Annotated in this window: 21 protein-coding genes, 3 tRNA genes and 2 pseudogenes; 20 read left to right on the top strand and 6 right to left on the bottom strand. The window is 28.7% G+C overall.

Features of this window, described 5'->3' with window-relative positions; translation table 11 throughout:
• Window positions 1–77: 77 nt before the first annotated feature.
• The 3 genes from OCV55_RS09965 to OCV55_RS09955 all read left to right on the top strand — a co-directional run bounded on the left by OCV55_RS09965 (window position 78) and on the right by OCV55_RS09955 (window position 328).
• Window positions 78–154: transfer RNA gene (locus OCV55_RS09965), tRNA-Asp, on the top strand.
• Window positions 155–160: 6 nt separating this feature from the next.
• A tRNA-Phe gene (locus tag OCV55_RS09960) sits at window positions 161–236 on the top strand.
• A 15-nt stretch (window positions 237–251) separates the two neighbouring features.
• Window positions 252–328, top strand: a tRNA-Asp gene (locus OCV55_RS09955).
• Window positions 329–800: 472 nt separating this feature from the next.
• On the opposite strand, the pseudogene OCV55_RS14125 reads toward OCV55_RS09955, so the two are convergent.
• Together OCV55_RS14125 and OCV55_RS09950 are read right to left on the bottom strand one after the other, a co-directional pair.
• A pseudogene (locus OCV55_RS14125) lies at window positions 801–1,163 on the bottom strand (transposase); the annotation flags it as partial.
• Between the two features lie 39 nt (window positions 1,164–1,202).
• On the bottom strand, window positions 1,203–1,382 hold the full coding sequence (locus tag OCV55_RS09950) for a hypothetical protein (protein WP_147580520.1): 180 nt from the start codon (window positions 1,380–1,382) through the stop codon (window positions 1,203–1,205).
• A 471-nt stretch (window positions 1,383–1,853) separates the two neighbouring features.
• Between OCV55_RS09950 and OCV55_RS09945 the strand changes: the two genes are divergently transcribed.
• The 14 genes and pseudogenes from OCV55_RS09945 (at window position 1,854) to OCV55_RS09885 (ending at window position 16,957) form a co-directional block, all read left to right on the top strand.
• Window positions 1,854–2,957 (top strand): GGDEF domain-containing protein, encoded by a 1,104-nt coding sequence (locus OCV55_RS09945; RefSeq protein WP_267309902.1) that lies wholly within the window; start codon window positions 1,854–1,856, stop codon window positions 2,955–2,957.
• 45 nt (window positions 2,958–3,002) lie between these two features.
• On the top strand, window positions 3,003–4,049 hold the full coding sequence (locus tag OCV55_RS09940; RefSeq protein WP_267309901.1) for a helix-turn-helix transcriptional regulator: 1,047 nt from the start codon (window positions 3,003–3,005) through the stop codon (window positions 4,047–4,049).
• A gap of 101 nt (window positions 4,050–4,150) precedes the next feature.
• A complete protein-coding gene (locus tag OCV55_RS09935) occupies window positions 4,151–5,116 on the top strand; it encodes a hypothetical protein (protein WP_147580517.1) in 966 nt (321 codons plus the stop codon).
• A gap of 138 nt (window positions 5,117–5,254) precedes the next feature.
• Window positions 5,255–7,165 (top strand): oxidoreductase, encoded by a 1,911-nt coding sequence (locus OCV55_RS09930; protein ID WP_147580516.1) that lies wholly within the window; start codon window positions 5,255–5,257, stop codon window positions 7,163–7,165.
• 4 nt (window positions 7,166–7,169) lie between these two features.
• Entirely contained in the window at window positions 7,170–9,149 is a 1,980-nt protein-coding gene (gene bilR, locus OCV55_RS09925) for a bilirubin reductase, long form (protein ID WP_147580515.1), read from the top strand.
• Between the two features lie 113 nt (window positions 9,150–9,262).
• Window positions 9,263–9,856 (top strand): ATP-binding protein, encoded by a 594-nt coding sequence (locus OCV55_RS14120; protein ID WP_256187431.1) that lies wholly within the window; start codon window positions 9,263–9,265, stop codon window positions 9,854–9,856.
• A gap of 35 nt (window positions 9,857–9,891) precedes the next feature.
• On the top strand, window positions 9,892–10,287 hold the full coding sequence (locus OCV55_RS14115; protein WP_394802861.1) for a DUF4143 domain-containing protein: 396 nt from the start codon (window positions 9,892–9,894) through the stop codon (window positions 10,285–10,287).
• A 472-nt stretch (window positions 10,288–10,759) separates the two neighbouring features.
• Window positions 10,760–11,644, top strand: a pseudogene (galU, locus tag OCV55_RS09915) (UTP--glucose-1-phosphate uridylyltransferase GalU).
• A gap of 20 nt (window positions 11,645–11,664) precedes the next feature.
• A complete protein-coding gene (locus OCV55_RS09910) occupies window positions 11,665–12,213 on the top strand; it encodes a VanZ family protein (RefSeq protein WP_147580514.1) in 549 nt (182 codons plus the stop codon).
• 157 nt (window positions 12,214–12,370) lie between these two features.
• On the top strand, window positions 12,371–12,922 hold the full coding sequence (locus tag OCV55_RS09905; protein ID WP_267309900.1) for a VanZ family protein: 552 nt from the start codon (window positions 12,371–12,373) through the stop codon (window positions 12,920–12,922).
• Window positions 12,923–13,069: 147 nt separating this feature from the next.
• A complete protein-coding gene (locus OCV55_RS09900; RefSeq protein WP_147580513.1) occupies window positions 13,070–14,140 on the top strand; it encodes a dsDNA nuclease domain-containing protein in 1,071 nt (356 codons plus the stop codon).
• A gap of 62 nt (window positions 14,141–14,202) precedes the next feature.
• Window positions 14,203–15,945 carry a hypothetical protein gene (locus OCV55_RS09895; protein ID WP_147580512.1) on the top strand — a complete coding sequence of 581 codons (1,743 nt, stop codon included), beginning with the start codon at window positions 14,203–14,205 and terminating at the stop codon, window positions 15,943–15,945.
• 145 nt (window positions 15,946–16,090) lie between these two features.
• On the top strand, window positions 16,091–16,336 hold the full coding sequence (locus tag OCV55_RS09890) for a hypothetical protein (protein ID WP_147580511.1): 246 nt from the start codon (window positions 16,091–16,093) through the stop codon (window positions 16,334–16,336).
• Between the two features lie 84 nt (window positions 16,337–16,420).
• The gene (locus tag OCV55_RS09885) at window positions 16,421–16,957 is read left to right on the top strand and encodes a hypothetical protein (RefSeq protein ID WP_147580510.1); all 537 of its coding nucleotides are present in this window, start codon (window positions 16,421–16,423) and stop codon (window positions 16,955–16,957) included.
• Between the two features lie 1,082 nt (window positions 16,958–18,039).
• On the opposite strand, the gene OCV55_RS09880 is transcribed toward OCV55_RS09885, so the two are convergent.
• Window positions 18,040–19,296, bottom strand: coding sequence for a transposase (locus OCV55_RS09880; protein ID WP_147580509.1), 1,257 nt, complete (start codon window positions 19,294–19,296; stop codon window positions 18,040–18,042).
• 177 nt (window positions 19,297–19,473) lie between these two features.
• On the opposite strand from OCV55_RS09880, the gene OCV55_RS09875 reads away from it, so the two are divergent.
• From OCV55_RS09875 to tnpA, 3 genes are all read left to right on the top strand, one after another.
• A complete protein-coding gene (locus OCV55_RS09875; RefSeq protein WP_147580508.1) occupies window positions 19,474–21,627 on the top strand; it encodes an ATP-dependent nuclease in 2,154 nt (717 codons plus the stop codon).
• Window positions 21,628–21,635: 8 nt separating this feature from the next.
• On the top strand, window positions 21,636–23,375 hold the full coding sequence (locus OCV55_RS09870) for a UvrD-helicase domain-containing protein (RefSeq protein ID WP_147580507.1): 1,740 nt from the start codon (window positions 21,636–21,638) through the stop codon (window positions 23,373–23,375).
• Between the two features lie 432 nt (window positions 23,376–23,807).
• Window positions 23,808–24,062, top strand: coding sequence for an IS66 family insertion sequence element accessory protein TnpA (tnpA, locus tag OCV55_RS09865; protein WP_394802864.1), 255 nt, complete (start codon window positions 23,808–23,810; stop codon window positions 24,060–24,062).
• 377 nt (window positions 24,063–24,439) lie between these two features.
• Here the strand turns inward: tnpA and istB are convergent, their stop codons facing one another.
• Genes istB through OCV55_RS09850 form a run of 3 tightly spaced genes read right to left on the bottom strand, consistent with a single transcriptional unit; the run spans window position 24,440 to window position 26,715 of the window.
• Window positions 24,440–25,165 (bottom strand): IS21-like element helper ATPase IstB, encoded by a 726-nt coding sequence (istB, locus tag OCV55_RS09860; protein WP_147580505.1) that lies wholly within the window; start codon window positions 25,163–25,165, stop codon window positions 24,440–24,442.
• On the bottom strand, window positions 25,158–25,943 hold the full coding sequence (locus tag OCV55_RS09855) for a Mu transposase domain-containing protein (RefSeq protein WP_267309899.1): 786 nt from the start codon (window positions 25,941–25,943) through the stop codon (window positions 25,158–25,160). The genes istB and OCV55_RS09855 overlap by 8 nt, the downstream gene beginning before the upstream one ends.
• Entirely contained in the window at window positions 25,924–26,715 is a 792-nt protein-coding gene (locus tag OCV55_RS09850) for a hypothetical protein (protein WP_267309898.1), read from the bottom strand. The genes OCV55_RS09855 and OCV55_RS09850 overlap by 20 nt, the downstream gene beginning before the upstream one ends.
• Window positions 26,716–26,865 lie beyond the last annotated feature (150 nt).

Raw genomic sequence — 26,865 nt, 5'->3', positions numbered from 1 at the left:
ACTGGTCTTGAAAACCAGCAGAGGATTAACGTCCTGCGGGGGTTCGAATCCCTCAATCTCCGCCATTTTTATCTTTTGGTCTGGTAGTTCAGTTGGTTAGAATGCCGCCCTGTCACGGCGGAGGTCGCGGGTTCGAGTCCCGTCCAGACCGCCAATTAATGGTTCCGTAGCTCAGTCGGTAGAGCAGAGGACTGAAAATCCTCGTGTCGGTGGTTCGATTCCGCCCGGAACCACCATTTGAATAGATTACTGGTCTGGTAGTTCAGCTGGTTAGAATGCCGCCCTGTCACGGCGGAGGTCGCGGGTTCGAGTCCCGTCCAGACCGCCAGTAATTGTAATTAAGAGAGTCATTCATGACTCTTTTTTTGTTTATTAAGAATTTGAATGCGTGGGAAATAGCATATAAAAATTCATACTAAAATACCATGATATATTTGTGTGATCTGGTATAAATTTTTTTATCCTGCAATCATACAGTGGTTATTTGATTCTTCTCTTAGGACCATTGCATACAGGACATTCTATTTCAACTTCACCATGTTTACTGGAGATTCTGTCTTCTTCTGCCAATTCACCAATGATTCAGTTAGGAACATTGGCAATATGGCCATAAGCAGTATGTTTCATTTTGATAAGTGTATCTTCTGCAATCATTGATGCATTTTTCACTGTAGAGTCTGTCATTAGGGGTACCTATGTATATTCACATTTCATGAGATTGCCACATGAACATAAAAGAGTATTTTTTTGAAATGATTCTATCATGTGTGTGCGGTATTTTAGATGGTCAAGTTTGTTTTTTAAATCTTTTTTCTTTCTTTCAGATTTCTGATGCGCTTTTTCTTTTTTATGCCATAAAGTTCATATATCTTTTCAAGCAACTTTTTATTCCGGTTTGAATAGAAACCATAGCATCTGATCATTTTAAAGTTTTCATCAGGACAGTGAAGGATAAGATTGTTTATAAAGTTTTCAGCATTTTCATATACTTCGATATATTTTTCATCCTCATGACGGTTGTACCACCATCTGATCATCTTTTTGTCATCTTCATATTTGATGATGCGGTTTTCAGCCATGGGAGGTCTGGAAGTGTATCTGGTAATGTAGTTGACGCAATCATCAATATTATTGTCATCATTGTCTTTTTCTTTCTTTTTAGCGTAGACATAAAAGCCGTTTACAAGTTCATCATAGAATCTCTATTTAAGATAATGAAAATGTTTGAGCTTTTGTTTAGAAAGAAGACCAAGAGCCTGATACATCCATGTCTTTCTGAGTTTTTCATAGTAAATAAAAGAAAAGTTCTTCATTTTATTTTTTTTGGTATCAAAAGCTTCTTCACAAGCAAGGCAGTCAGCATAGTTAGTATCATCAATCATAAAATCACCAACTAACATTTTAAAAAAAGGTAATAATCTTCAAAGATTATTACCATGTGGACAAAATTTATTTTGTCCCTTTTTTATCATAAAAATATGATATTTATTTTTTGCATTTCACACCTCAAAAACGACATTTCGCACCTAATTTAAAAATAAGGTGCTATAAATAGTAAAATAAAGATGTACATGGAATTATTTACTATAATCTATTTTAAATACCAGAGCAAAAAAAGAAAAAATGAATGTAAGGATAAGTATAATAATGGCAAGTATACTTACGTTATGATAATCTTTACACAAGTGCCTGCTAATGTATTTGCAGCAGACACTTATATTTGTAATAAATATTGATGGTTGCTGTAAAGAATAAAATAAAAATGTAGGAAAAACTATAAAATTATTTAGTCTAAAACCGACATTTTTTTAATTGACATGTGAATATAATCTATAATGAAAGGGGTTGTTAGTATGATAGTTGAAGCAATAGAAAAATATCCGTTACTTGTTATTTTTATGCTTGTTTTATTACTTGTGATGACTTTTGTAATTGTTTATTATCGAATGTCAAAAAAGTATGAAAAAAGTCAAATAGAATTAAAAGAATCTTTACTTGCAGCAACGACATTAAATAGATGTATTCATGCTTTAACTTATCATAGTGAAATCGATGATGCTATTAATGATTTGTTATGTCTTATTACTGAGTTTTTTCAAGGTGATCGTGCCTATATTTTTCAAATAGACTATGAACAAAATACGACATCTAATCTTTTTGAGTATACAGAAGAAGGGGCAACTCCGGAAATAAATAATTTGCAAAACGTTTCTTTAGAAACTATTCAATATTGGTTAGATCGTTTTAAGGTTGATGGAACATTTTATTTAAAAAGTTTAGAAGATGAGGTTGATAAAAATTCTGAAACCTATCGTCTTTTAAAATTACAAAATATAACGAGTCTTATTGCAGTGCCTTTGATAGAAAATGAAATTATTACTGGATTTTTGGGTGTTGATAATCCACGAAGAAGATGTGATAATAGTAGCTTATTATCTTCGGTTGTTTTCTTTGTTTCTGAGAGTATGAATAGAAAACAACAGGAACAAAAGTTAAAAGCAATGAGTTATTTAGATTCAATGACACATATTTTTAATCGTAATGCTTTGATAGAACGAATTGATAAGATTAAAGAAAGTCAAAATAAGGATATTGGTATTGCTTATTTTGATTTAAATGGATTAAAAAAGATCAATGACTTACAAGGACATTTAGAAGGTGATGCCGTTTTAAAGAAAACTGCTTATTTGATCAATGAGTGTTTTCCTAGAAAAGCTTATCGTTTTGGTGGGGATGAATTTGTTGTTCTTTCAGTAGATGTTAAAGAAGCTAGCTTTATAAAGCAAGTTGAACAATCAAAGAAGTATTTAGAACAAAATGGTATTTCGTGTTCTGTAGGTGTTTCTTGGTGCTATAATATAAACGATGTTGATGAACTCATCAAAGAAGCAGATACTAAAATGTATGAAAATAAAGCAAATTTTTATGAAAATGAAATGGTTGGTATTGAAAACTAACCATTTTTTTATGATATAATAATGTTAATGAAAAGAGATGAGACTATGCAAAATATGAATTATTATTATGACTTTTCGGGTCAAAAATTTGAATATCCATTAAGTCTAAGTATTAATCAATTTGATCGACAAGTTTTTTCAAGACAATCTTCTTTAGAAATTTCTTATGTTTTAAAAGGAAGTTATGAAGTTATTACAGAAAAAATGTCGACTGTTATTTATGAACATGAATTAGCTATTATTGCTCCTAATGATATTCATATGTTAAAGATGAATGAAAAAGAAAGTATTATTTTAACATTACATATTGATTTTTCTTATTTACCTCATTATATGGTAGGAGATATAGATCATAGTTTTCAATCTCTTATTTGTAGAGAAAATCAAAATAAATCTCTATTATTTCAAATAAAACAACAATTAGGAATATTGCTTCTACATTTTATTGAAAACAAAGATAATATTTATTTATTAAATTTAGTAATCTCTAATTTGATTTATATGATAAGTCAAGATCAAGAATTTTCTTTAGAAAATTTACCACTTTCTTCTAAAAATCATGAAAATTATATGAAAGCTATTTTATTCATTGATCAACATTACCAAGAAGATATTCATTTAGAAGATGTTGCTCAAAATCTTTCTTTTAGTATCTCCTATGCTTCACGTTTATTTAAAAAATATACAGGTGTTAGTTTTGTAAAATATTTATCAATGGTAAGAATACGACATTCATTAGAAAAACTGTTAGCAGGAAAGGATTCAATTGATGAGATTGCATTTTCTTGTGGAATGTCTGCAAAGGCTTATAGTCAAGCATTTAAAGATTTATATGGGATTACACCAAGTGTTTATCGTAAACAATTTCAAAAAAACTTGAAATATAATAAGGAAAATAAGGAACAAAGAATGCATTTGGATCAAAAACAAATTGCCTTGATTCAACATTTAATAAATGATCATCATCTATATCAAGATGAATATCTTGATATAGATAAAGAAAATCAACAAAGCATATATTTATTTAAAAATATAGATCAACTCTCTTTATTACAAGAAAATAACATTTTAACTATTAAACCAAAGAAATAACAATAAAAACAATCATTTATTGTTATTTTTTTTACTTTTTTTAAAAAATAAAAAGAAAAAGATCAAAAAATTGTCTATATAATAATAGGAGGAAAAATTAAATGGAAAAAGTATTAGAAATCACATCAAATGATCATATCATCATGATTGATAAACTCTGTAAAAGAATATTAGGACATCCTGAAATCTTAGGAAGGATCATTAAAGGATTTATTAAAGAAGCTGAGGATGTATCTTTAGAAGAAATCATTGAACTTATTAAAGGAAAGAAGGATCAGGAAGGGAATTCTTATTTCCAACAGCTAAATAATGTCATCGATATTGCTCATCATGGAAGAGTGGAATTCGATTATTTCTGCTGTATCAATCTGCCACAAGCTGATGTAACAATGAAAAGAATTTATCTAGATGTAGAGATACAAAATGTAGAGAATCCCGGCTATGCCCCACTAACAAGAGGAAATGATTATCTTTCAAGAATGATTACCAGTCAAAATGGAAAGGAATATGATTATAGAAACTATGATGGAATGAAAAAGACCTATGTCATATGGATACTTCCACAAGCTGCTAAAAAGCGAGATGGACATGTCAATTGTTATAAAACAAATGAACACAATATCAGCGGAAGTACTATTGAAAGGTTAGAAAGTTATGATAAAAGCGAACAGATTATGATATACTTAAATAAAGATCATGATATCAAAGATAAGTATGAAGATAGTGATTGGATCAAGACACCATTAGTCATATTTTTAAATAATACATACGATCTTTTGATAAAGAAAGAAGTTATGAAAGAATATGGATTTGAAGAAATAGAGAAGGAGGTTAAAAAGATGTGTAATTTAGGGGAAATGATAGCCAGAGAAAATATAGAAAAAGGACATTCTATGGGGCTTGAACAAGGACTAGTACAAGGACAAAAATTGGAAAGAAGAAAGAAAAATATTGAATTAATAACAAATTTGATGAATAGCTTAAGTATTTCGTTTTCAAAAGCAGTTGAATTGTTAAAAGTTTCTGAAGATGAAGTTTTAGAAATAAAAAAATATTTTGAAGCTTAATGGTATTTGCTGGCAAGGACGATATTTTGTCCTTGCTTTTATTTTTGATGACAAAAAATAGATGTAAATAGCTAGAAATGATAACGTTTTTGGGAAATACTTGTGATAAAATAAACATGAGGAAAAAGGAGATGTATTATGAATACTTATGAACATTTATTTACACCTATTAAAATAGGAAATACAACAGTAAAAAATCGTATTTTTATGCCACCTTTATCAACTAATCTTGCAGATAAAGGTTATGTAACAGATGCGTTAGTAAAGCACTATGCAGCTAGAGCAAAAGGTGGAGTAGGACTTATTGTAACTGAAGTTACAACTGTAGAACCTACATATACATATTTACCAGGAGATATGTCAATCTATGATGATTCTTATATTCCTGGATGGAAAAAACTTGTAGATGCAGTACATCAATATGATACTAAAATCTTATCACAACTCTTTCATCCAGCTTATATGGCTTTTCCAATTCCTGGGACACCACAATTGATTGCTCCTTCAAATGTAGGACCATATTATGCTAAAAGTGCCCCTCGAGAAGTAACAAAAGAAGAATTAAAAGTAATTGTTAAACAATTTGGTGAAGCTGCTTTACGTTTTAAAAAAGCAGGGGGAGATGGTGTAGAAATCCAAGCTGCTCATGCACATGGTTTATTAGGAGGATTTTTAACACCTTTATATAATAAAAGAACAGATGAATATGGTGGAGATATTCATGGAAGATTACGTTTAACTTTAGAAGTTATTGAAGAAGTAAGAAAACAATGTGGTAGAGATTTTATCATTGATGTGCGTATTTCAGGAGATGAATACAGTGATGGTGGTTTAACACTTAATGATATGATCTATGTCTCTAAACAATTAGAAAAAGCAACCGTTGACTTTATTCATGTTTCTGGAGGAAATACCATTAAAAAAGGAAGTTCAATGCCAGCAAGTGGAACAGCTCCGGCACCACATAAACATGCAAGTGAAGAAATTAAAAAACATGTATCTATTCCAGTGGCAACAGTTTCGCGTATCAACGAACCTTGGGTAGCAGATGAGTTAATCGCTAATGGTGTTTGTGATGCGTGTATGATTGGTCGTCCTAATTTATGTGATAGTGAATTTGCGAACAAAGCAAAAGCAGGAAAAATAGATGAAATTAGACCATGTATTGGTTGTGGAAGATGTTTAACAGGAATTATGTTTGGTAAACCAATTAGTTGTACAGTCAATCCAGCTGTTGAAAAAGAAGAAATTGATGAAGCTCCTGTTAAGAAAAATGTACTTGTTGTTGGTGGTGGACCAGCAGGAATGGAAGCTGCTTATGTCGCTAAAAAACGTGGACATGAAGTTGTTTTATGTGAACAAAGTGATCGTTTAGGTGGTCAATTAAATATTGCTTGTGTGCCTATTGGTAAACAAGAAATTACTAAAGTAGTTAAATATATGAAGAGCCAATTAACAGGTGTTGATGTTCGTTTAAATACAACAGTGACTAAAGAAATGATTGAAAATGAATTTAAAGATTATGAAATTATTACAACAGTAGGAGCAACACCTAAAGAAATCGAACCTTATAAAGTCTTTAAACAAACAATGACGGCTGATGATATTTTATCTGGTAAAAAATTTCCAGGTAGAAAGATCGTAATTATTGGTGGTGGTTCTGTTGGTTGTGAAACAGCAGATTATTTAGCACCATTGATTAATGATTTATTCCCTACAAATAGAGATATTACTTTAATTGAAATGACTAAAGGATTAATGACAGGGGAATCTGGAGCAACGAAATCATTGCTTACAAGACGTATGATGGAAAAAGGTGTGAAAATTGAATTAAATTCAAAGATCACTTATGTAGATGAAAATACAATTAAATATGAAAAGAATCATCAAGAATATGTTTTAGATGATGTTGATACATTAGTTTTTGCAGTTGGTTATAATCCAGTTGCTTCACCAATTGAAAATGCGCATTTAATTGGTGATTGTCAAAAAGTAGGAACATTAAAAGATGCTATTACAAATGCATATCAAATAACAAAGGAGATATAATAATATGAAACTATTAGAACCAATCCAAGTAGGGAAAATGACATTAAAAAACAGAATTATGTTTCCACCTCTTACAACAGGGTATGAAGAAAGAGATGGATCTATTGGTCAAAGAAGTTTAAGTTTTTATGAAAGATTAGCGAAAGGCGGGGCTTCTTATGTTGTTATTGGTGACGTAGCTCCTGTACGTACAGCATCACCAACACCAAAACTTTATAGTGAAGAACAAATACCAGCCTTTAAAAAACTTGCGGATACATTACATCAATATGATTGTAAAGTGGCTTTACAAATCTTCCATCCAGAATATGATGTTCCTGGTGTTGGAAAAATGATTATGGAAGCAGGAATAGCTCGTCAAAATGCGGCTAAAGCAAAAGCTGAAGGAAATGAAGAAGAAGCTGTAAAACAAACTGAATTAGCACAAAAGATGACCAAAGATGCTTATGCTAAATTACATCATGATATGCAACATTTTGTAAATGAAGCAACAGTTGAACAATTAAATCAAATTAAAGAAAGTATTGCGAGTTGTGCGCATAAAGCAATGCTTGCTGGTATTGATGCGATTGAAGTTCATGGCGATCGTTTGTTAGGTTCTTTATGTTCTGAAGTATTAAATCATCGAAGTGATGCATATGGTGGTTCTTTTGAAAATAGAATTCGTTATGCTTTAGAAGTTGTTAAAGCAATTAAAGAAGCTGCACCTGATTTAACAATTGAATATAAACTTCCAATTATTACTTTAAATAAAGATGGAAGTTTGAGAGGTAAAGGTGGTTTAAAAGAAGCTGAAGGAATTGCTTTTGCTAAAGAATTAGAAGAAGCAGGCGTTGACATGATTCAAGTAGCTCAAGCCAACCATACAGGAAATATGGGTGATACGATTCCGCCAATGGGAGATGTTCCTTATAATTGGACATTACCAGTTGCTAGAAAAGTTAAAGAAGTTGTTTCTGTTCCAGTAGCAACAGTAGGTAGAGTGGTAAGTGTAGAAGCTGGTGAAAAGATCTTAAATGATGGAGATGCTGATATGATTGGTTATGGACGTTCTTTATTAACTGATCCTGATATTGCTTTAAAAGTGAAAAAAGGTGAATGTATTAGAGAATGTTTAAACTGTAATAAAGGATGCGTTGATGCAATTCAAAATAGACAATACATTTCATGCGTTTTAAATGCTGAAAATGGAAATGAAGCAACTGTTTCAATTAAACCAACAAATAATCCTCAAAAAGTTGTTGTTATTGGTGGAGGAATTGCTGGGTTAGAAGCAGCAAGAGTTGCTGCTGTTAAAGGACATACGGTGACTTTATTTGAAAAAGCAGATCATTTAGGAGGACAAATCAATATTGCCTCTGTTCCACCAAGAAAAAATGAAATCTTAAGAAGTGTTGAATATTATCAAAAAGTCTTACCTACATTAAATGTAGATATTCATTTAAATGAAGAAGCAAAAGATATCAATAGTTATGATTATGCTATTATTGCTGTAGGGGCACATAATATGGAAATGCCAATTCCTCATGATAACAGCAATATTGTTTCAAGTTGGGATGTTTTAAACGGACAAGAAGTTACTGGTGATTGTGTGGTTATTGGTGGAGGTTTAGTAGGTGCTGAAACTGCTGAATATCTAGCAAATAAAGGTCATCAAGTGACAATTGTAGAAATGATGGATAAAATTGCTGCTGGTGAATCTACAACTGTTTTACCATTAATGATGAAAGACTTTGCAGATCATAATGTAAAACAATTAGTGAATACAAAAGTAGATCATATTGAAAATAATATTGTTTATACAGCAAATGAACAAATCAAAGCTGATACAATTATTAATGCTTTAGGATCAAAGAAAAATATCTTTGATGATTCATCTATTACAATTCCTCATGTATATGTAGGTGATTGTTCTGGTGAAAGAACTGCTGATATAGCAAGTGCTATTAGAACAGCTTATCATGCTGCTAATGAAATAGGTTAATAGATAATAATGTAATAGAATGTATAGTTTTGAAAGTTTTTGTATCACAGTACAAAAACTTTTTAATTTTAAATATTTATTGTATTACAATGTGATAAAGAGGTGATGCATTTATGATTATCGAAGGAAAAGAGTATCTAAACAAGTTAATAACATGGAAAGATAAACAATTGATTAAAATTGTAACAGGGGTAAGACGATGTGGAAAATCAGTACTTTTAAAAATGTATCAAGATTATTTAAAAAATAACGGAGTTAAAGAAAGTCAAATTGTAACTATTAACTTTGAAGATTTGGATTATGAAGAATTAACAAATTATAAAAAATTATATAATTATTTAAAAGAAAAACTTATACCAAATAAAATGACGTATATCTTTTTGGACGAAAGTCAAAATGTAGATCAATTTCCAAAAGTATTAGATAGTCTTTATATTAAAGATAATGTAGATATTTATGTAACAGGGTCTAATGCTTATATGTTATCAAGTGAAATAGCGACAATGATTTCAGGAAGATATATTCAAATAGAAATGTTGCCGTTATCTTTTAAAGAATATATGGAAAGTACAGGAAATATGAATGATAGAGGAATAAAATATACAGAGTATTTACAAAATAGTTCATTTCCATATGCTCTTCAGTTAAAGAATCAACCTGATGAAATACGTGATACCTTGAAGGTATTTATAATACAATTGTTGTAAAAGACATTGTCCATAGAAAAAATATAACAGATACAATGATGTTAAAGAGCGTTTTAAAATTTGTATTTGATAATATAGGCAATCCTTTATCATCTAAAAAAATTTCAGATACAATGACATCATTGGGAAGAAAAATAAATTCAAGGACCGTAGAAAAGTATTTAGAGGCTTTCAGTGAAAGTTATATTATATATCCAGCTAAAAGATATAATATTAAAGGAAAAGAGTATTTAAAATCACTAGAAAAATATTATATTGTGGATATTGGGATGAGATATATGTTATTGGGCTCTAAAATGATGGATACAGGACATATTTTAGAAAATGTTGTGTATTTAGAAGAGGATATGATGTATATGTTGGTAAAATTGATAATTATGAAGTTAATTTTGTTGCACAAAATCATAAAGGTACAATTTATTATCAGGTAGCTCTTACTGTAAGAGATGAAAAAACACTTCAAAGAGAATTAAGACCACTCCAAGCTATTCGTGATCATTATCCTAAAGTTATTTTAACAATGGATGAAGATCCAGAAATTCAATATGATGGTATTAGACGTATTAATGCAAGAGACTGGTTATTAGGTTTAACTGATTAAAAATATTTAATTTTAGAACTATAAAATAGTGACTTATAATTTTTAAGTACTTCAAAATATGAAAAAGACAAAATAAGTATGTAAGTTTTCCAACATATTTATTTTGTCTTTTTTCTGCATCATACAATTAGCTTATTTACTTATTATCGATATTCGATAATAAGTAAAAAAACAAAACTTTTTATTTATATCATTACTAACCAGCAGTATTTTTTACTCAGCGACATTACTTTATTTTTTTATGTCAAAAAAATAAAAAATAATAATTTATAACTGTTGATTATTATATTGAGGAGGAAGTTATGAAAGTAAGAAAAGCAATTATACCAGCAGCAGGATTAGGAACAAGATTTCTACCAGCAACAAAAGCAATCGCCAAAGAAATGTTACCAATTGTAGATATTCCAACAATCCAATATATCATTCAAGAAGCAGTAGACAGTGGAATAGAAGAGATCCTGATTATTACAAACAGTAATAAACATGCAATGGAAAATCATTTTGATAAAAACTATGAACTGGAAGAAAGATTAAAAGAATCAGGAAAACTAGAACAAGTAAAAATGATCCAAGATATAGCAGATATGGCCAATATCTACTATATCAGACAAAAGGAACCAAAAGGATTAGGACATGCAGTTCTATGTGCTAAATCATTCATTGGAGATGAACCATTTGCAGTCTTATTAGGAGATGATGTTGTTGTCAATAAAGAAGGGAAACCAGCTTTAAAACAATTAATAGAACAATATGGAAAGACCTCGAAGAGATCCTGATTATTACAAACAGTCGATAAAAAAGATGTCAGCAAATATGGAATCGTAGAACCATCAAAATCACATCCAGCAAAAGGAAGACTGGTAAAACTAACAGATATGGTAGAAAAACCAGCAGTAGAGAAAGCACCAAGTCAACTAGCAGTCTTAGGGAGATATGTATTGACACCTGAAATCTTTGAATTGTTAGAAACACAAGGAAAGGGAGCAGGAGGAGAAATCCAATTAACAGATGCCATTAAAAGATTATTAGATAGACAAGCAGCGTATGCGTATGATTTTGAAGGAAAGAGATATGATGTAGGAGATAAATTTGGATTTATCAAAGCAACAATCGATTTTTCTTTAGATAGAGAAGATTTACATGATCAAGTAAGTAAACATATTCAAGATATTGTCAATAATAAGTAGTGATAGGAAGGTAAATTAAATTGGATATATATCAAACTGTTATTTCTCATTATCCTCATTGGAGTAAAATAGAATTAATTGCTGTAGTTATAGTAATGATTATAAGCTTTATTATTTTAGATAGATTTTATAAAAAAGATAAAATAAATAAAATACAAATGTTTTTTTGTATTTTATTTATTATCTATTTATTACATGTTTATGGATCTACTGTTTTTTCTAGATTACCAAGTAAAAGAATATGTAAGTTAGAAGTATTTTGGTCATGGAAAGAAATATTAAATTCAATGAATACGACATATCCAAAATATGAATTGTTCTTGGAGAATATATTAAATGTTATTATGCTTTTACCTTTAGGTATCTTTTTACCATTAGTATATGGTAAAAAGATAAATTGGAAGGTAGGTTTATTGATAGGTTTTTGTATTTCTTTTTCTATTGAGTTGATGCAATTGGTTTTATGTAGAGGAATGTTTGATGTTGATGATATTATTCATAATAGTTTAGGTTTTTTAATAGGAATAGTGATTATAAACAAAGTAGTATTAATGAATAAAATAAGCTAGCAGCCTTAAATTTAGGGCTGCTTTTTTGCTATTTGATCTAAATTTTATGTTTACATTATTTGTATCTTGTACAATAATAAGATACAAATAATGACCAAGGTTGGTAGAAAGGAAAAAGTATATTGTATAAATATACAGTATATTAGTAGTTAAAACATTGGATATATTTCAAACCATTATTTCTCATTATCCTAAATGGAGTAAAATAGAATTAATAACTGTAATTATTGTAATGATTATCAGTTTTATCATATTAGAAAGATATTATAAAAAGAATAAGATAACTAAAACACAAATGTGTTTTAGTATCTTATTTATTATTTATCTTTTACATGTTTATGGATCGACAGTATTTTCTAGATTACCAAGTACTAGAAAATATCAATTGGAAGTATTTTGGTCTTGGAAAGAGATTATTCATCCTATAGGGAGATTAGGAACTGCTTCTAGATATGATTTGTTATTGGAAAATATATTAAATATTGTTATGCTTTTACCAATTGGGATCTTTTTACCATTAGCATATGGTAAAAAGATAGATTGGAAGGTAGGATTATTGATAGGTATTGGTATTTCTTTTTCTATTGAGTTATTGCAATTAGTTTTATGTAGAGGTTTATTTGAGTTTGATGATATTATTCATAATAGTTTAGGTTTTTTAATGGGCATATTGATAAGCAATAGAATATTAAGAAAAAGTTGTAAATAAAAGTAAATACATGTCGTTCACGCACGAAAAGTAGCCGTTCGTGAACGAAAACAGTAAATAGATAACACAAGTTGTATAATAATAATAAGTGTTATCTATTTCTTTTTTTATAGAAATAAAAACGGATACAAAAAAGGAGTAACGAAAATGAGTAAAGTATTGGATACAAATCAAAGAGAACAGGCAGGATCAGATTCATATAATAGATTTGAATATCAAGTACATTGGATTGTTTATCATATTATTGAAAATTTCAAAAATGAAAAAATGTGTACAGTTTTTTGTGAATATCATGATGATATGGCTGAATACGATAAAGATAAAAATTATAGTTTTTTTCAAATTAAAACAAAAGAGAAAAATAATAATTGGACTATTTCTGAAATGTCAAAAAAAGCGAAAAATAAAAAGTCATTCCTTGGATTTATTTTTTATAATTTTTTAACTTTTGGGTCAGAGTGTAAATCATGTTTTTTTATTTCGAATATAGATTTTGATAGCGATGTAAAAAAATGGCAAGCATGTATCGAAGATAAAAAGAATATAAAAGAAGAAGATAATGAACTATATAATAAAATAAAATTTAGAATTAAAGATGAATATAAAAATGATAAAATTGATAATTTTGATAATGTATTTGATAAGTTTATTCAGAACACATTTGTATCAAAATCAAATTTACAGCTAGATACATATGAATCACAGACAAAAGGTGAATTTTTTGATAATATTACTAAAAATATATCTATGATAACAGCTCAAGCTATTTATAATCAATTGGTTGAAGATGTTAGGAAAAAAAGTAAAGAAAAGGTATATCCTCCTATTAGTTTTAGAAAACTTATTGATAAAAAAGGAATAGATATTAGTAGAATTAAGAATCAAATAGATTCAAAAATAATAAAGCAAAATGATATAGGGGGATTTTATTTCTTTTTAATTGATAAAGGAATAAGTAACGAAGATGTTAATAGAATTTTAGATGAAAAAAATCAGCATGATTTGAAATGGCAAAATATGTCAATGCTTAAATATCAGCAAATTATATTAGCATTGAAAGAAGTTATTGATAATAATTTTGAAAGAGGGATAGATCAGGTATATGAATCATGTGTAAAAAAATTAAATGATAATAAATATGAATATAAAATACAAATAGATAACTTAAGAAAGTTGGTTGAGGTACTTTATTATGAATATGAATATAGTAAGAGATAATATAAAAGAAAGACAATATCGTTTATTAATAAGAAATTTAAGAAAGCAAGAGGAAAAAAATAATGAAAAGATTATTATTAAAAAAGTTAATAGTCATAAGTAGAAGTGAGCAATCTTCTTTAGAAGTACCTTTTAAAAAAGGTTTAAATATAATACTTGGAGGAAATAAAACAGGGAAATCATCTCTTATAAAAAGTATTTTTACTGCACTTGGTTGTGATTGCTCTAAAATTGAAAAGGATTGGAAAAATTTGATATCAACATATTTGTTGTATTTTAAGTATGGAGATGAACAATACTGCGTACTTAGATGTGGTAAAGAGTTTAGTATTATGAAGGAAGAAAAAAACAATTATACTTGTGTAATTAATACTGAAAAATTTCAACTATTTTGCGATAAATTGATGGAAATATTCGAAGTTAATATGCAATGTGTTATATCAAATAATTCAGAGATAATTAATGTAACTACACCTCTTTTGTTTAGATTTCAATATATTGATCAGGATGATGGATGGTCTGATATAGGAAATGAATTCAAAAATGTAAGATATATCAAAGATTGGAAAGGCGATACAAATAAATTTATTACAGGATACTTAAATAATGATTATTATAAATTGAAGGCAAAAAAAATACAACTTAGCAATGATAAAGAAGAAAAATTGAAGGAACTCAAAAGCAATGAAATGTTTGTGAATAGTATATCTCATGATTTAAAAAAGAAAAGTCAACTAGAAAACTTAAATCAATTGAATACGGTTGATGACGTTCAAAAAAAATTAATAAAATTAAGAAATGATACAGATGATTTAAGAAAAAAAGAATATTCAATTAAAGAAAAAATGATTAAACTTGATAATAATATTTTTATGAAAAAAATAGAATTAAATAATATTTATAAAAATATAGAAGAAACGCAAAAAGATATTTCGTTTGCAATGGAGCAAGATGAAGAAATAATTTGTCCAATATGTGGTACAAAGCACAAAAATTCTTTAAATGAGCAATTAAACTTGAGTGCTGGTTTAGAGAATAGTGAAAAATTAAGAAATATATTAGAAGATAAAATAAATAACTTTAAAGAACAGTTAATGAATTTTAATAATGAATATGAAGACATAAAAAATAAAATTTTAAAAAATGAAGAATTAATAAAAGATAGTAAAGAAATGTTATCATATGAAGAATTATATAAGAATAAGGGAAAGTATGAATTATATAATAAATGTAAACAAGAGTTAGTAAAAATAGAAAGTAAATATAAGAATTTAATAGGTGAAATAGGAGCATTAGATGAACAAATAAAAGAAATAAAATCTAAAAAACGTAAAAATGAAATTACTATGCAATTAAAAGATAAATGTAAAACATTTGCAGAAAAAATTAATCTTCCATTAACATACATAAAATTTAGAGATCTAGTTCAAGTTATTGATCATACTGGTAGTGAAACACCAAGATTGGTTTATATGTATCAATCAGCGCTATATTTGTATAATTTAGAAAGAGGAGAAAATCCATTTAATTTTTATGTTATAGATACTCCAAATCAGCAAGGACAAGATGAAGATAATTTGGAATGTATTTTCAAATCTATGGAACTTTTGTTATCTAATAAAGGGCAAGTGATTGTTGGTACTGAAAGGAAAACAGGCCTAGAGGAAAAGGCTAATAATATAATTAATTTATCGACAAAAAGAAAATGTTTAAATAGTGAAAAATATAACGAACATATAAATCAATTGCAAAGTTATCAACAGATAATTACAGAATATATTAAAAGAAAAGAAATTGAAAATTAATGAATTTTACATGTTGGTAAAAGTAGGTAAGTAAGTTGAATATTAGGAATAGGGTAGCTGATGTTATAAAATTAAATTGTCATACTTATTAATATTTTTTGAAAATGGTAATTGTAGATGATTGGCAACATGTTTTTAAAATGATGTGAAAAAAGAAATAGATAATAATGGAAAATATAAAGATAAATTTATAGTTGCTTATGAAAAAATGAGGGAAATTGGAATAGAAAATTATTCTATTGATAATATGGATATGACGCTTATTTCTCTTATTGTTCATAGGTGTAAGAATATTGTGACAACAAATTTAAAAACCAGAGTAAATATTGAAAAATTAATAGAGGATAGGAATACTATACAACATATTAATGAAAATGAAGATGATGAATAATTATGTTTAATAGCTTTGTTGAATCTTTGTAATTTAAAAAAGTTTGTTGAGTGTGTTTATAGATTTGAAATACAAATAGCTGATTTGACACGTTTAGAATATAGAAAAAAATATACAAAGAAAATAAATGATTTAAAATATATTATAGATAACGAAAAAATTGATTTGATTCAAAAAAATAATATGATGGATCGAGATATACAACGAGTTTTAGATTGCAAAAATGAGAAAGAAAGAAAAGAAAAATGGTGTGATACGCTAAAAATATATATGGATAGATATTTGAAAATTGAAAAAAATTATGATTGTTACGGTGAATTTATGATTCGGGCATCTGATCTTGGTATAAAGGAAGCACATAATATGGCAGCAACTTATTATTTCTTAAAGAAAAACTATATTGAAGGAGAAAGACGACTATATCTTATGTATGCATCATATGAAGTACTACCAGTAAATATTATTCAACCAATTTTAGAAAATATAAATAAATATTTATATGATGGAAATGAATTGACAAGTGGTATGAATAATTTGATTACTTCTATTATTCAACAAGGAAATGAAGTGGAAAAAAAAGAAGAAGATGGGCAATATTTATTAACGAAAAATAAAAAATGATTTAAATACAACGTTTAATTGAATAAGGTATTCTAGTGGAATATTTTAGTGTTTTGTTCGTTTTTTATTAATAAGCTTAATTGACTATCTGAAACAGGTAATGATTATCCGTTAAGTTTTGTAAATATAAAACTCATAATTTTACTTTTATAAATTCAAATTTTATTTAAAAAGATATATCATATGGTTTTAATTAAGTTAATAAATAAAAGTAAAGAATAATTATTCTTTTCATGTGATAAATGCTAAAGATAATATTAAAATTCAAAATATAATTAAAATTGTTTTGATTTGATGATTTATTGATTTTTTTATTCAAGATGAATTTATTAGTTAGAAAATAAGTATCCAATATTATTGGTTATTTTCACCTCAATTGATTACTTGTTCCAAATTGGGATGAGTATTGCTGTTTTTTTATTAAATTCCAATAATGGTGGTCAATCATCTTGATAATTTGATTGTTTTAGTGGATAGGCATATGATAATGAACCATGTAAGACAAAAAATGTAAAGAAGATAGTGGATTTTTTTGAAGATGGATATTGACAAGGGAAAATGGTTTAGATACCTGAGAGTGTATATGGGAAGAAATCACAGGACACGTTAGATTTTTTGAAAGAAAAGATAAAAAAGAAATTATAAGGTGATAGGATTGGGTTTCATTTCTAATGAGAAAAAGTAATTATTAATTAAATAATTATACTGTATGTTATAATTCAAATAAATTCTACTGAATATTATGAGTAGGTTTGAAAACTTAGAGAGAAATAAGTGATAATTTTGTTAGAAAAAGGATGGGAATGATGTAATCCTATTTTAAAACAAAAAGCGTTCAAAAAAAGAGCGCAAGAAAAAATAGAATGAAGTGCAATTTTTAAAAAAATAGATTATTATAAAGATGTAACTTTGAGATAAGCATCAAAATGAATGTTTATTCCAATCATTACAAGCATGAAGAAAGTGCGAGATTCTCCATGCATATAACAGTCCTTGAATTTATAATCGTTGAGAATGCGATTGTTCATACGTTCACAGGATGTTCTATCTTTGTAAATGGTCTTCCACTTTTGGGAATTGTATTAAATCACCCCAAACAGTCGAAGATCATTTTCTACTTTTATTTGAAAAACACAACCATATTTAGATTTAGTACATTTATCTTTTAAAGGACACGAATTATCTTTTTTAAAAGCAAATGGGCATCTGAATTTATGTCGGTTTCTGGCTTTTTCAAAACCATCACGAATACATTCAAATCCAGCAGCACAAATAGGCCTGCCATTTTTTGAAATATCTTTATAAGGCAAATATAGATTTTTGTTGGAACTTCGTTTGTTTATGTCGATAACAGGCAATATGCCTAGAGAGTAACATAGTTTATGAGTTGCAACATTATCACTGGCACAATCAAGGCAGTAATGATCGAAAGAGATAAGATTGTTAACTGCACAAAGTTGTGCCAAGGCTGTCATAGAAGTGATTGCATCATGTTGAGAGGCAGATGCAATAGACAAAAACATAGGCAGATTGATATTGTATTTGTGATTGATGGTGCTTATAGAATAAGCAGTATAACCATAGTAGAAAGTATTAAGATCAGAATCCCAACCGATATTGGCATCAAGATCAGAATAACATCTGTGGCTATCATCAATCTTAGTGCCATATTTGGAAGCGTGGGTATGTAAACAAGTACCGTCACCCGAAATGATAATATGATTTTCGATAAGATGATGGTTGAAACTGAAATTGACAGCCAAAACATTAAAAAGCTGAAGAAGGATTTTTTCTTCAAGTTCATTAACAGGGTTACTGTTATCAGTGAAAATGTAAAGGGGTTCATCAGTGGCAGACATATTGAAATTTTCAAGTTTAGAGCCGTTTTTAGGTTTAGACTTGGTATCAATGTTTTTATAGGGTCTGTTTTCGCAAACAAAATCATTGCGAGAATATTTCTTTTTGAGAAAAAGACGATGAATAAAATCGTAATGTGAACTGAAACTAGGGACATCAAGTGGATCAAAACCACAAATGATAGCCAAAGCATTATGTTTTTTTAATCTTTTAACCCATTTTTTAATAGAAAAGTATTTAAAATGAGCCATAAGGATAAAAGAACGAAGGAATTGAATTTGATTCTTAGTTGGTCTGCCAGTATTAGAATATAAAGGTCTCAAGATATCGAAAGTATTGTCAACATCGAGCCAAATCATTTTAAAAAAAGCGGATTGGAAATCATCGTTGAGAAGAGAGAAATCGAACAGTCGACGATAAGAGATATAGTGAGAATTAAGATGATTGATAAAATCATTATAAGATTGAAAATAAGGTATCATAGCAAAGCCCTCCCAATACCTTAAACAAAGGGCGAGAAGCGCCGCAAAAATGATGAAAAAGTCAAGGCTTTTTATGAAAAAAAGAGGGAGGGTAAGAAAAAAAGCGGGAAGAAAATTCTTTGTATATCAATGAGTTGGAGTTTTCGAACCGCCTGTTATCAAAAGGGGGATTGAACTATGTTTTTAAAATATTTACAGATAGTCAATTATAAAAATCTTAAATCTACGCGATTTTCTTTTGTTGAAGGAGTTAATACAGTTATTGGTGAAAATGATTCGGGAAAATCTAATGCAATGACAGCTTTGAGAATTTTGTTAGATGATACATATTATTATAATACCAAGAGATTAAAAGAAAATGACTTTTCGGATTCGTTAGAAAATTGGAAAGGGCATTGGATTATTCTCTCGGCAGTATTTGGCAAAATTACTTCTGAAGATAAGAAAACAGAAGTTTGTGCTGGGATTGTGCCAGAAAATGAGGACGAAGAGTTTTTAAAGTCATATATAAAGAGCGGGGAAGATGATATTGGTGTTATTTCTCTTTTTATTCGCCCACAAAAGCATGTGAGAAAAAAATTAAGTGAAATAACAGATACTGCTGAATTTGAGAAAGAGAGAAGAAAGATAAAAATATCAGATTATGAGTTTTATTATACAAGTAGAGCACAAACTGATTTTACAAATAATGATATTTATGCAAAAATTGTTGGGGATTTAGAAAATGGAAAATGTTCAAATCCTGATGAAGACGATGACAGTATTTTAGGATGTAAATTGAATATTGCTGATGTACAAGATCACATTTCGGTTGTATTTATTGATGCATTGCGTGATGTTGCGAGTGAATTGGGAAAGCCTAAAAATCCAATTAGAAGAATTATAGAATCTGTTGAATCATTAATAAAAGAATCTGAGCTAGATACAATTAAATCAGAAATTGTTCAATTAAATATTTCTATTTCAAAAGTGGAACAAGTTGAATTAGTAGGGCGAAAAATCAATGAAAAACTACTTGACATGATAGGTATGGTTTATTCGCCAGAGATAATTTTACAATCTGGATTGAAAGATGATATTAATTCTTTGTCACGATACTTATTTATGAAGCCATCAAAACAAAATGATATAGATTCTTTGGGATTAGGACATTTAAATATGATTTATATAGCTTTAAAAATTGTAGAGTATGAGATCAATAGAACACGAGAGTTGATAAATATTATGATAATAGAAGAGCCGGAAGCTCATATACATACTCATATTCAGAGAACGCTATTTGATAAATTAAAAGTAACAAAGGACTATACCCAAATTATAACAACAACGCACTCTACCCATTTGGCGGAAGTATCAGAAGTAAAAAATATTAATATTATGAAATCCATTAGTAGTAATAGTATTTCAATGCAACCGAGTCAGGGACTTGATGAATTTGGAAAGCAAAATTTGAAGTTAAAAAATTTAAAATTATCTGATTGCATTGAGCGATATTTGGATTCTAAACGATCGGTTTTACTTTTTTCAAAAGGAGTTGTTTTAGTGGAAGGAGACGGTGAGGAAATATTAATTCCAAATATTATCAAAAAGACATTAGGGGTATCTTTGGATGAAATTGGAATCGGTTTGATTAATGTAGGAAGTGTGTCGTTTGAATATATTGCTAGTTTGTTCGGTAATGAAAGAATTAGGAGAAAATGTGCTATTATTACCGATGAAGATGTACAAATTGTAGAAAAGGAAAGTACGTTTTATAAAGCTGAAGCAGAGGAAAGAGGACAAAAGCGGAAGGACAAGTTAACAAAATTATATGGTACGAATCCTTGGGTAAAGTCTTTTTTTGCACCACATACATTAGAAGTTGATTTTGCATTAGCTGATACACGTGCAAATAGTGACTATATCAGTAACGTTATAGAATTAAATTATGTTGATACTGATACAGTTGAGAGACATAAGAAAAATTTAAAATCTGGAACAGAAGCAAAATGTGCAAATACAATTTTAACATTAGCTGGAAATATGGGAAAGGGTTGGTATGCAACCACTCTTTCTAATTACATTGATAATGCAACTACTATTCCAAAATATATTTTGGAAGCAATTGCGTTTGCAAGTAAAGAAGTAATTTCATTAGATATTATTCTTAAAATGATAGAGTATTCATTAAGTAAATATGATGGTAATACAGTAATAGACTTGAAAAAAGAAAATAAAGAAATTAAAACAAATGATGAAAAAAATGAGATTATAAAAAAATTTAAAAGCGAATATGAGAACGATGTTGTTACAAAATTCCTAAGAGAAGTTGAAAAATATTGTAAGGATTGATGTGAATAATGGATAACATAACTTTTTTAGATAAATTAAATCAGCAACAGAGGCAAGTTTGTGTTAGTGAAGAAAATATATTGCTTAAGGCTTGTCCAGGAAGTGGAAAAACAAGAACATTGACCTATAAATTAGCATATTCTGTCAAAAAAAATAATACTTCAAAAAAACTTAATATTGCGATAACCTATACGAATAGGGCTGCTGATGAAATTAAGGAAAGATTAGAACAAATAGATATTGCTGAAGATAAGTTTTGGGTAGGAACAATACATCAATTTTGTCTTGAATTTATTATTAGACCTTATACAATGTATCATAATCGTTTGCGAAAAGGGTACCATATTATAGATGAATATGTTACTAAACAATATACTAAAGAAATTATAGAAGAATTGGGAATTGATATTGGGTATGATGAACCACTTGAATATCCGGAAATATTTAAGAAATATCAGACAAAATTATTAAATGAAAAAGAGATAGATTTTGATGATATTTTAAAAATATCCTATGATTTAGTAAATAAGAATAAGTTTATTGCGGATAATATTTCAGGAATAGTGAGAACGATTTTGGTTGATGAATATCAAGATACAAATGAACTTCAGTACAAAATACTGAGCAGTATTGTAAAATCTAACAAGAACATACAGGTAACATTCGTGGGAGATACAGATCAAGCTATATATGGGGGACTTGGTGGAGTTGCAAAGAACTGTGATGAATTGCAAGAGGAGTTTGGCGTAAATTTCCAAGAAAAAAGGCTAGATGGTTGCTATCGTACAACGCAACGTTTAGTTGATTATTATTCAAATTTTCAATCAAAAAGTATGAAAATATATGCAAGTTCAGACATAAAGGACGAGAATGGAATTTTGGTTTATAATAATACTATAGCTAAGTCTGATTTGTATGAAAAAATTGCTTATATCGTAAAAAAAGAGCTTTCACGAGGTGTTCCAGATAAGGAAATATGTATTATTGCACCGCAGTGGTGGCTACTTTTTCCATTATCTAAGAAAATTAAAGAATTATTGCCAAATGTAAAATTTGATGCACCCGATATCACACCAATAAAATATGATCCAATGAATGTCTTTTGTTTGACCTCAAAATTATTATTCACTGAACCTGGGAGAAAAATACATTTAAGGAAGAAAATAGCAAATGAAATTATTGATATTTTAACAGAAGAATATAAGATTTATTTATCTGAAAAAATAGATAGTTATAAAATTTTGAAAATAATTAATTCTATATCTGAAGTAGATGAAAATGGTATAGTATATTTAAAAAAAGCAATAAATGATTTTTTGATTGGAATAGGTGTTAATTTAAAAATAGAGTTGAGTTTACAAAAGGCGTATAAAGATTTCATTTCAAAGATTGAGGATAGAGTAAAAAAGAACAAACTATCTACAGATATTGATACCTTTAAGCAATATTTTAAAGAAAAAGATGGTGTGGTTATCAATACGTTTCATGGGGTAAAAGGTGAGGAATATACTACAGTTATTGCGTTTGTAATATTAAATGGGTATATTCCTCATTGGAATACTATAATAAATAAATCCCATGATTATCGAGAAAGTGAAACAAAAAAATTATTATATGTTGTTTGTTCACGTGCTAAAAAAAATTTATATCTCTTTTCTGAACAGGGACGTACAACAAAAAAAGGAATGTTTCTTAAATCAACTGATGAGATAGTAGAAATTGATTATGAATACGACGATTTAAAATAGATTAGGAAATAATTGTAGTTGCATAAAAGATTGAAAAGAGTAGCAATGATAAAATGGCTATAAGTAAATATTATAATTATGTGGGTAATTTAAAATAACGAGAGGTTGTTAAGTACTTTACTAGTAGAAAATCATCCAATGTTCAAGACAAATTCACCTTATTAAAAAGAAGTTTATAGCAATTTTGGAAAAGGCATAATCCTTTTTAACATATTATGCCATATTGTAAGCGCCAAATAAAATAGTGGATAAAAATATAGAACTCTAGGAATTACAATATAGAATGTGGAGACTCCATAAACTATATTGTAGTTTTTATATTCTCCAAAAACTATATGGAAAGTAAGCGTCAAATAAATAAGCGATTATAAATAATTGATGAATTCAATACAATAAGGATGTACTTAATAAGGAGGTGCATCTTTTTTGATAATGAGAGGAAAAGAAAAATGGAGGGAAGTTATCGAAGCACAGAAACAAAGTGATTTAACAATTAAAAAGTATTGTAACGATAATCATATTTGTATTTCCAGCTTCTATAAACAAAAGACTTTGATTCTTGAAGAAGAAAATACTTTTCTACCTGTCATCATTGATAAAAGTAATGATGTTATTGATTTTGATATTGACCATCATATTTCCTGTTCCAAACAAAATCTTAAGATTTTATTGGAGAACCTGCTATGATTATCAATACCGATGAAATCAAAAATATTTATGTTGCCAAGCAGTTTTGTGATGCAAAAGTCAATATAAAAATGTAGGTTTTGGACTAAATAATTTTGTAGGTTTTCTTACATTTTTATTTAGTCTTTTTTAATCGTTATATGTCATATATTGAATTTGATCCTTTAACTTATATGATGGACCATTTATGTTTAATATTGAACAGTGATTGATTATTCCACTCTAGTTGATCACTCATTCCGATTAGGTTGACTAACTATTCCGATAGACTTGATCAACTGCTATTTTTCATTAAATTCCGATGAGGTTGATCAATTATTCCGATGCACCTGACCATCTAAAAATCCTGACTGTATAATACCAGCCAGGACTTATTTTTATCTGCTTCTCATTGACTTGTCACCTTTGATTTTTATTGTTTGTGATTTTGATACAATTCTATCCAATATAGCGTCAGCTAATGCACCTCCGCCAAGTTTACTGTGCCATCCTGCAACATCAAATTGAGAACATAGAATCGTTGAATGTACTCGATATCTTTTTTCTAATACTTCTAGAATATCTTGTTGTTCAATGTTGTTTGTCGTTACCAACAACCATTCGTCCAATATCAAAAGATCACATCTTTCATACTGTCTTATTTTATTTCTGTAAGTTCCTTGGATTCTTGATAATTCTAATTCAGATAATAAATCCGGAAGTCTTACATATTTTACTTTTAATCCTGCATTGCAGGCTTCTACACCAAGAGCACAGGCAATATACGATTTACCACTTCCTGTAGCACCAACTATAACAATATTTTCTTGTTTTTTAATGTATTCATTCGTTGCAAGATTTACAATCTGATTCTTATCCAATTGTCTATCTGCATAGTATTTGATTTGAGTAACAGATGCTTTAGATTCTACGAATTTTGCATTGGCAATCAATCTTTCAATTCTATGATTATGTTGACTATCTACTTCAGCATCAACAAGAAGTTCAAGTCTTTGATCAAAAGTCAAATCATTTATATCTGCTGAATCAACCTGTTCCTTATATGCTTTTGCCATACCAGGTAATCTTAATAATAACATTTTGCCATATGTATCTCTATTCATTTTCATTTTCTCCATAATATGATGAACCTCTAATAATCGCATAGCTTTCATCACTCGTTTCTTCATCCATTGTTTTTCTAACATCTTGATTATGTGCAATGATTAATTTAATATTCTTGTAGCGGGGCAAAGCTAAATGATGAAGTGCCATTTCACATGCTTCTTCAAGCTGCCTAGATGAATAAGAGTCTGCCAACTTTAAAATCGATCTGCAGCCATTATATGCTTGTTGTTCCGCTCTATAATGATTTAATAACTGATCAATGACCTTATAGGTATGAGGACCAATCTTATTTGCCCAGTTTCTAAGTCTGTCACCATTCCATTCACCAGCTTTTTGATGATTCAATGGCATATGATCTGTATTGGTAGAATATTGACCGGGATAGCCATATAATCTTCTGTGAGAACAAATGCGCTGATGTTTATAATAAACTTCAATTATATTTTTAGTTATTCTGATATCAACTTTTTGTTTGATATATTCATATGGAACAGAATAATACATTTTGTCAAAAGCAACATGATAGTTGTACTGAACTGTTGCTTTTTTCCATACAGCAAATTCATAGAGCTCTTTAGGTAATGGTCTTAAAAACATTTTTTCTTCATTTTCAAATATTTCCTTGCGACTACCATCTCTTTTTTGAAAAGATCTTGCATTGAATTCATCAAGATATTTTCTTATTTTTATATTGGCTTCCTTAACAGAATGAAATTCTTCTTTTCTAAGGCGTGCAATTATAGAAGACGTTACTTTACCAACTACCTTCAACACTTGGTTTTCCTTTAGGTGATTTAACAAGTGTTGGAACAATAGCCACATCATAATAGTCTCCCATTTCCTGATAGCATTTATTTAGAATAGCATCATCATTTTTAGGATGTTTTATAACACCTGTTTTTAAATTATCGGGAATGAGTAAAGGTGTTGTTCCTCCAAAATATTCGAACATGTTAACATGAGCATTGATCCAATTTTCTTGTTTTATATCACACATAAGTTCAACATAGGTATATTGGCTGTAAGGCAAAGTTGCGACAAAAAGATAACCTTTGCTTACTTCACCAGTTAGTTCATCAACAATAGGAACAGTTGTACCTGCCCAATCCACTTCAATTCTTTCAGCTACCTTATGATCAAAGTGCATCGTTGCTTTGTTTTTTTCGATATACTGATTAAAGTAATTACAGAATTGAGAGTACTGAAGTGGAATCTTTCCAGCGGCTCTCACTTCATTGGAATATTCTTGCCATAATAGCATTTTGTTTACACCAGGTCTTTGTAATTCAAGATACATCATTTCACAATCAGGTTTAGGTTGAAGATTGTCATTATCATCAGTTGATTTTGGAAATAACTTATTGGCAAATTCTTCACTTGTCATAGAACTTGCATCATTCCAAGTCAACCTTAAAGATTCAACTGCATTTTCAACTTTTCTAATTGTATTTCTTGAAGTCTTTAATAATTTAGAGATTTCATTTTTAGATATACCCAGTGACAGATACCTAAAAATCTCTTTATATTTTTCCTCATATTGTTTCAAAATAAAAAACTCCTTTCCTGTAAAATATTTTGTAGATGCGATGCCTATCTACACCTTAATTTTACAAGAAAAGGAGTCTATGTTATATGATTGTTCAGCCTAATCGGAATGGTTGATCAGGTGTATCGGAATTGATGATCAGGATAAATC

Source organism: [Clostridium] ammoniilyticum, from assembly GCF_025566905.1.
In the GTDB taxonomy this organism is placed as follows: Bacteria; Bacillota_I; Bacilli_A; order Erysipelotrichales; family Coprobacillaceae; genus Faecalibacillus; species Faecalibacillus intestinalis.
This window is presented reverse-complemented; position numbering and strand designations above follow the sequence as displayed.

Bases quoted from the DNA above. Each gene is read 5' to 3' on its own strand.
- OCV55_RS09950 (WP_147580520.1), bottom strand. From the start codon at position 1,382: ATGATTGATGATACTAACTATGCTGACTGCCTTGCTTGTGAAGAAGCT.
- OCV55_RS09945 (WP_267309902.1), top strand. From the start codon at position 1,854: ATGATAGTTGAAGCAATAGAAAAATATCCGTTACTTGTTATTTTTATG.
- OCV55_RS09940 (WP_267309901.1), top strand. From the start codon at position 3,003: ATGCAAAATATGAATTATTATTATGACTTTTCGGGTCAAAAATTTGAA.
- OCV55_RS09935 (WP_147580517.1), top strand. From the start codon at position 4,151: ATGGAAAAAGTATTAGAAATCACATCAAATGATCATATCATCATGATT.
- OCV55_RS09930 (WP_147580516.1), top strand. From the start codon at position 5,255: ATGAATACTTATGAACATTTATTTACACCTATTAAAATAGGAAATACA.
- bilR (WP_147580515.1), top strand. From the start codon at position 7,170: ATGAAACTATTAGAACCAATCCAAGTAGGGAAAATGACATTAAAAAAC.
- OCV55_RS14120 (WP_256187431.1), top strand. From the start codon at position 9,263: ATGATTATCGAAGGAAAAGAGTATCTAAACAAGTTAATAACATGGAAA.
- OCV55_RS14115 (WP_394802861.1), top strand. From the start codon at position 9,892: ATGATGTTAAAGAGCGTTTTAAAATTTGTATTTGATAATATAGGCAAT.
- OCV55_RS09900 (WP_147580513.1), top strand. From the start codon at position 13,070: ATGAGTAAAGTATTGGATACAAATCAAAGAGAACAGGCAGGATCAGAT.
- OCV55_RS09895 (WP_147580512.1), top strand. From the start codon at position 14,203: ATGAAAAGATTATTATTAAAAAAGTTAATAGTCATAAGTAGAAGTGAG.
- OCV55_RS09880 (WP_147580509.1), bottom strand. From the start codon at position 19,296: ATGATACCTTATTTTCAATCTTATAATGATTTTATCAATCATCTTAAT.
- OCV55_RS09875 (WP_147580508.1), top strand. From the start codon at position 19,474: ATGTTTTTAAAATATTTACAGATAGTCAATTATAAAAATCTTAAATCT.
- OCV55_RS09870 (WP_147580507.1), top strand. From the start codon at position 21,636: ATGGATAACATAACTTTTTTAGATAAATTAAATCAGCAACAGAGGCAA.
- tnpA (WP_394802864.1), top strand. From the start codon at position 23,808: ATGAGAGGAAAAGAAAAATGGAGGGAAGTTATCGAAGCACAGAAACAA.
- istB (WP_147580505.1), bottom strand. From the start codon at position 25,165: ATGAATAGAGATACATATGGCAAAATGTTATTATTAAGATTACCTGGT.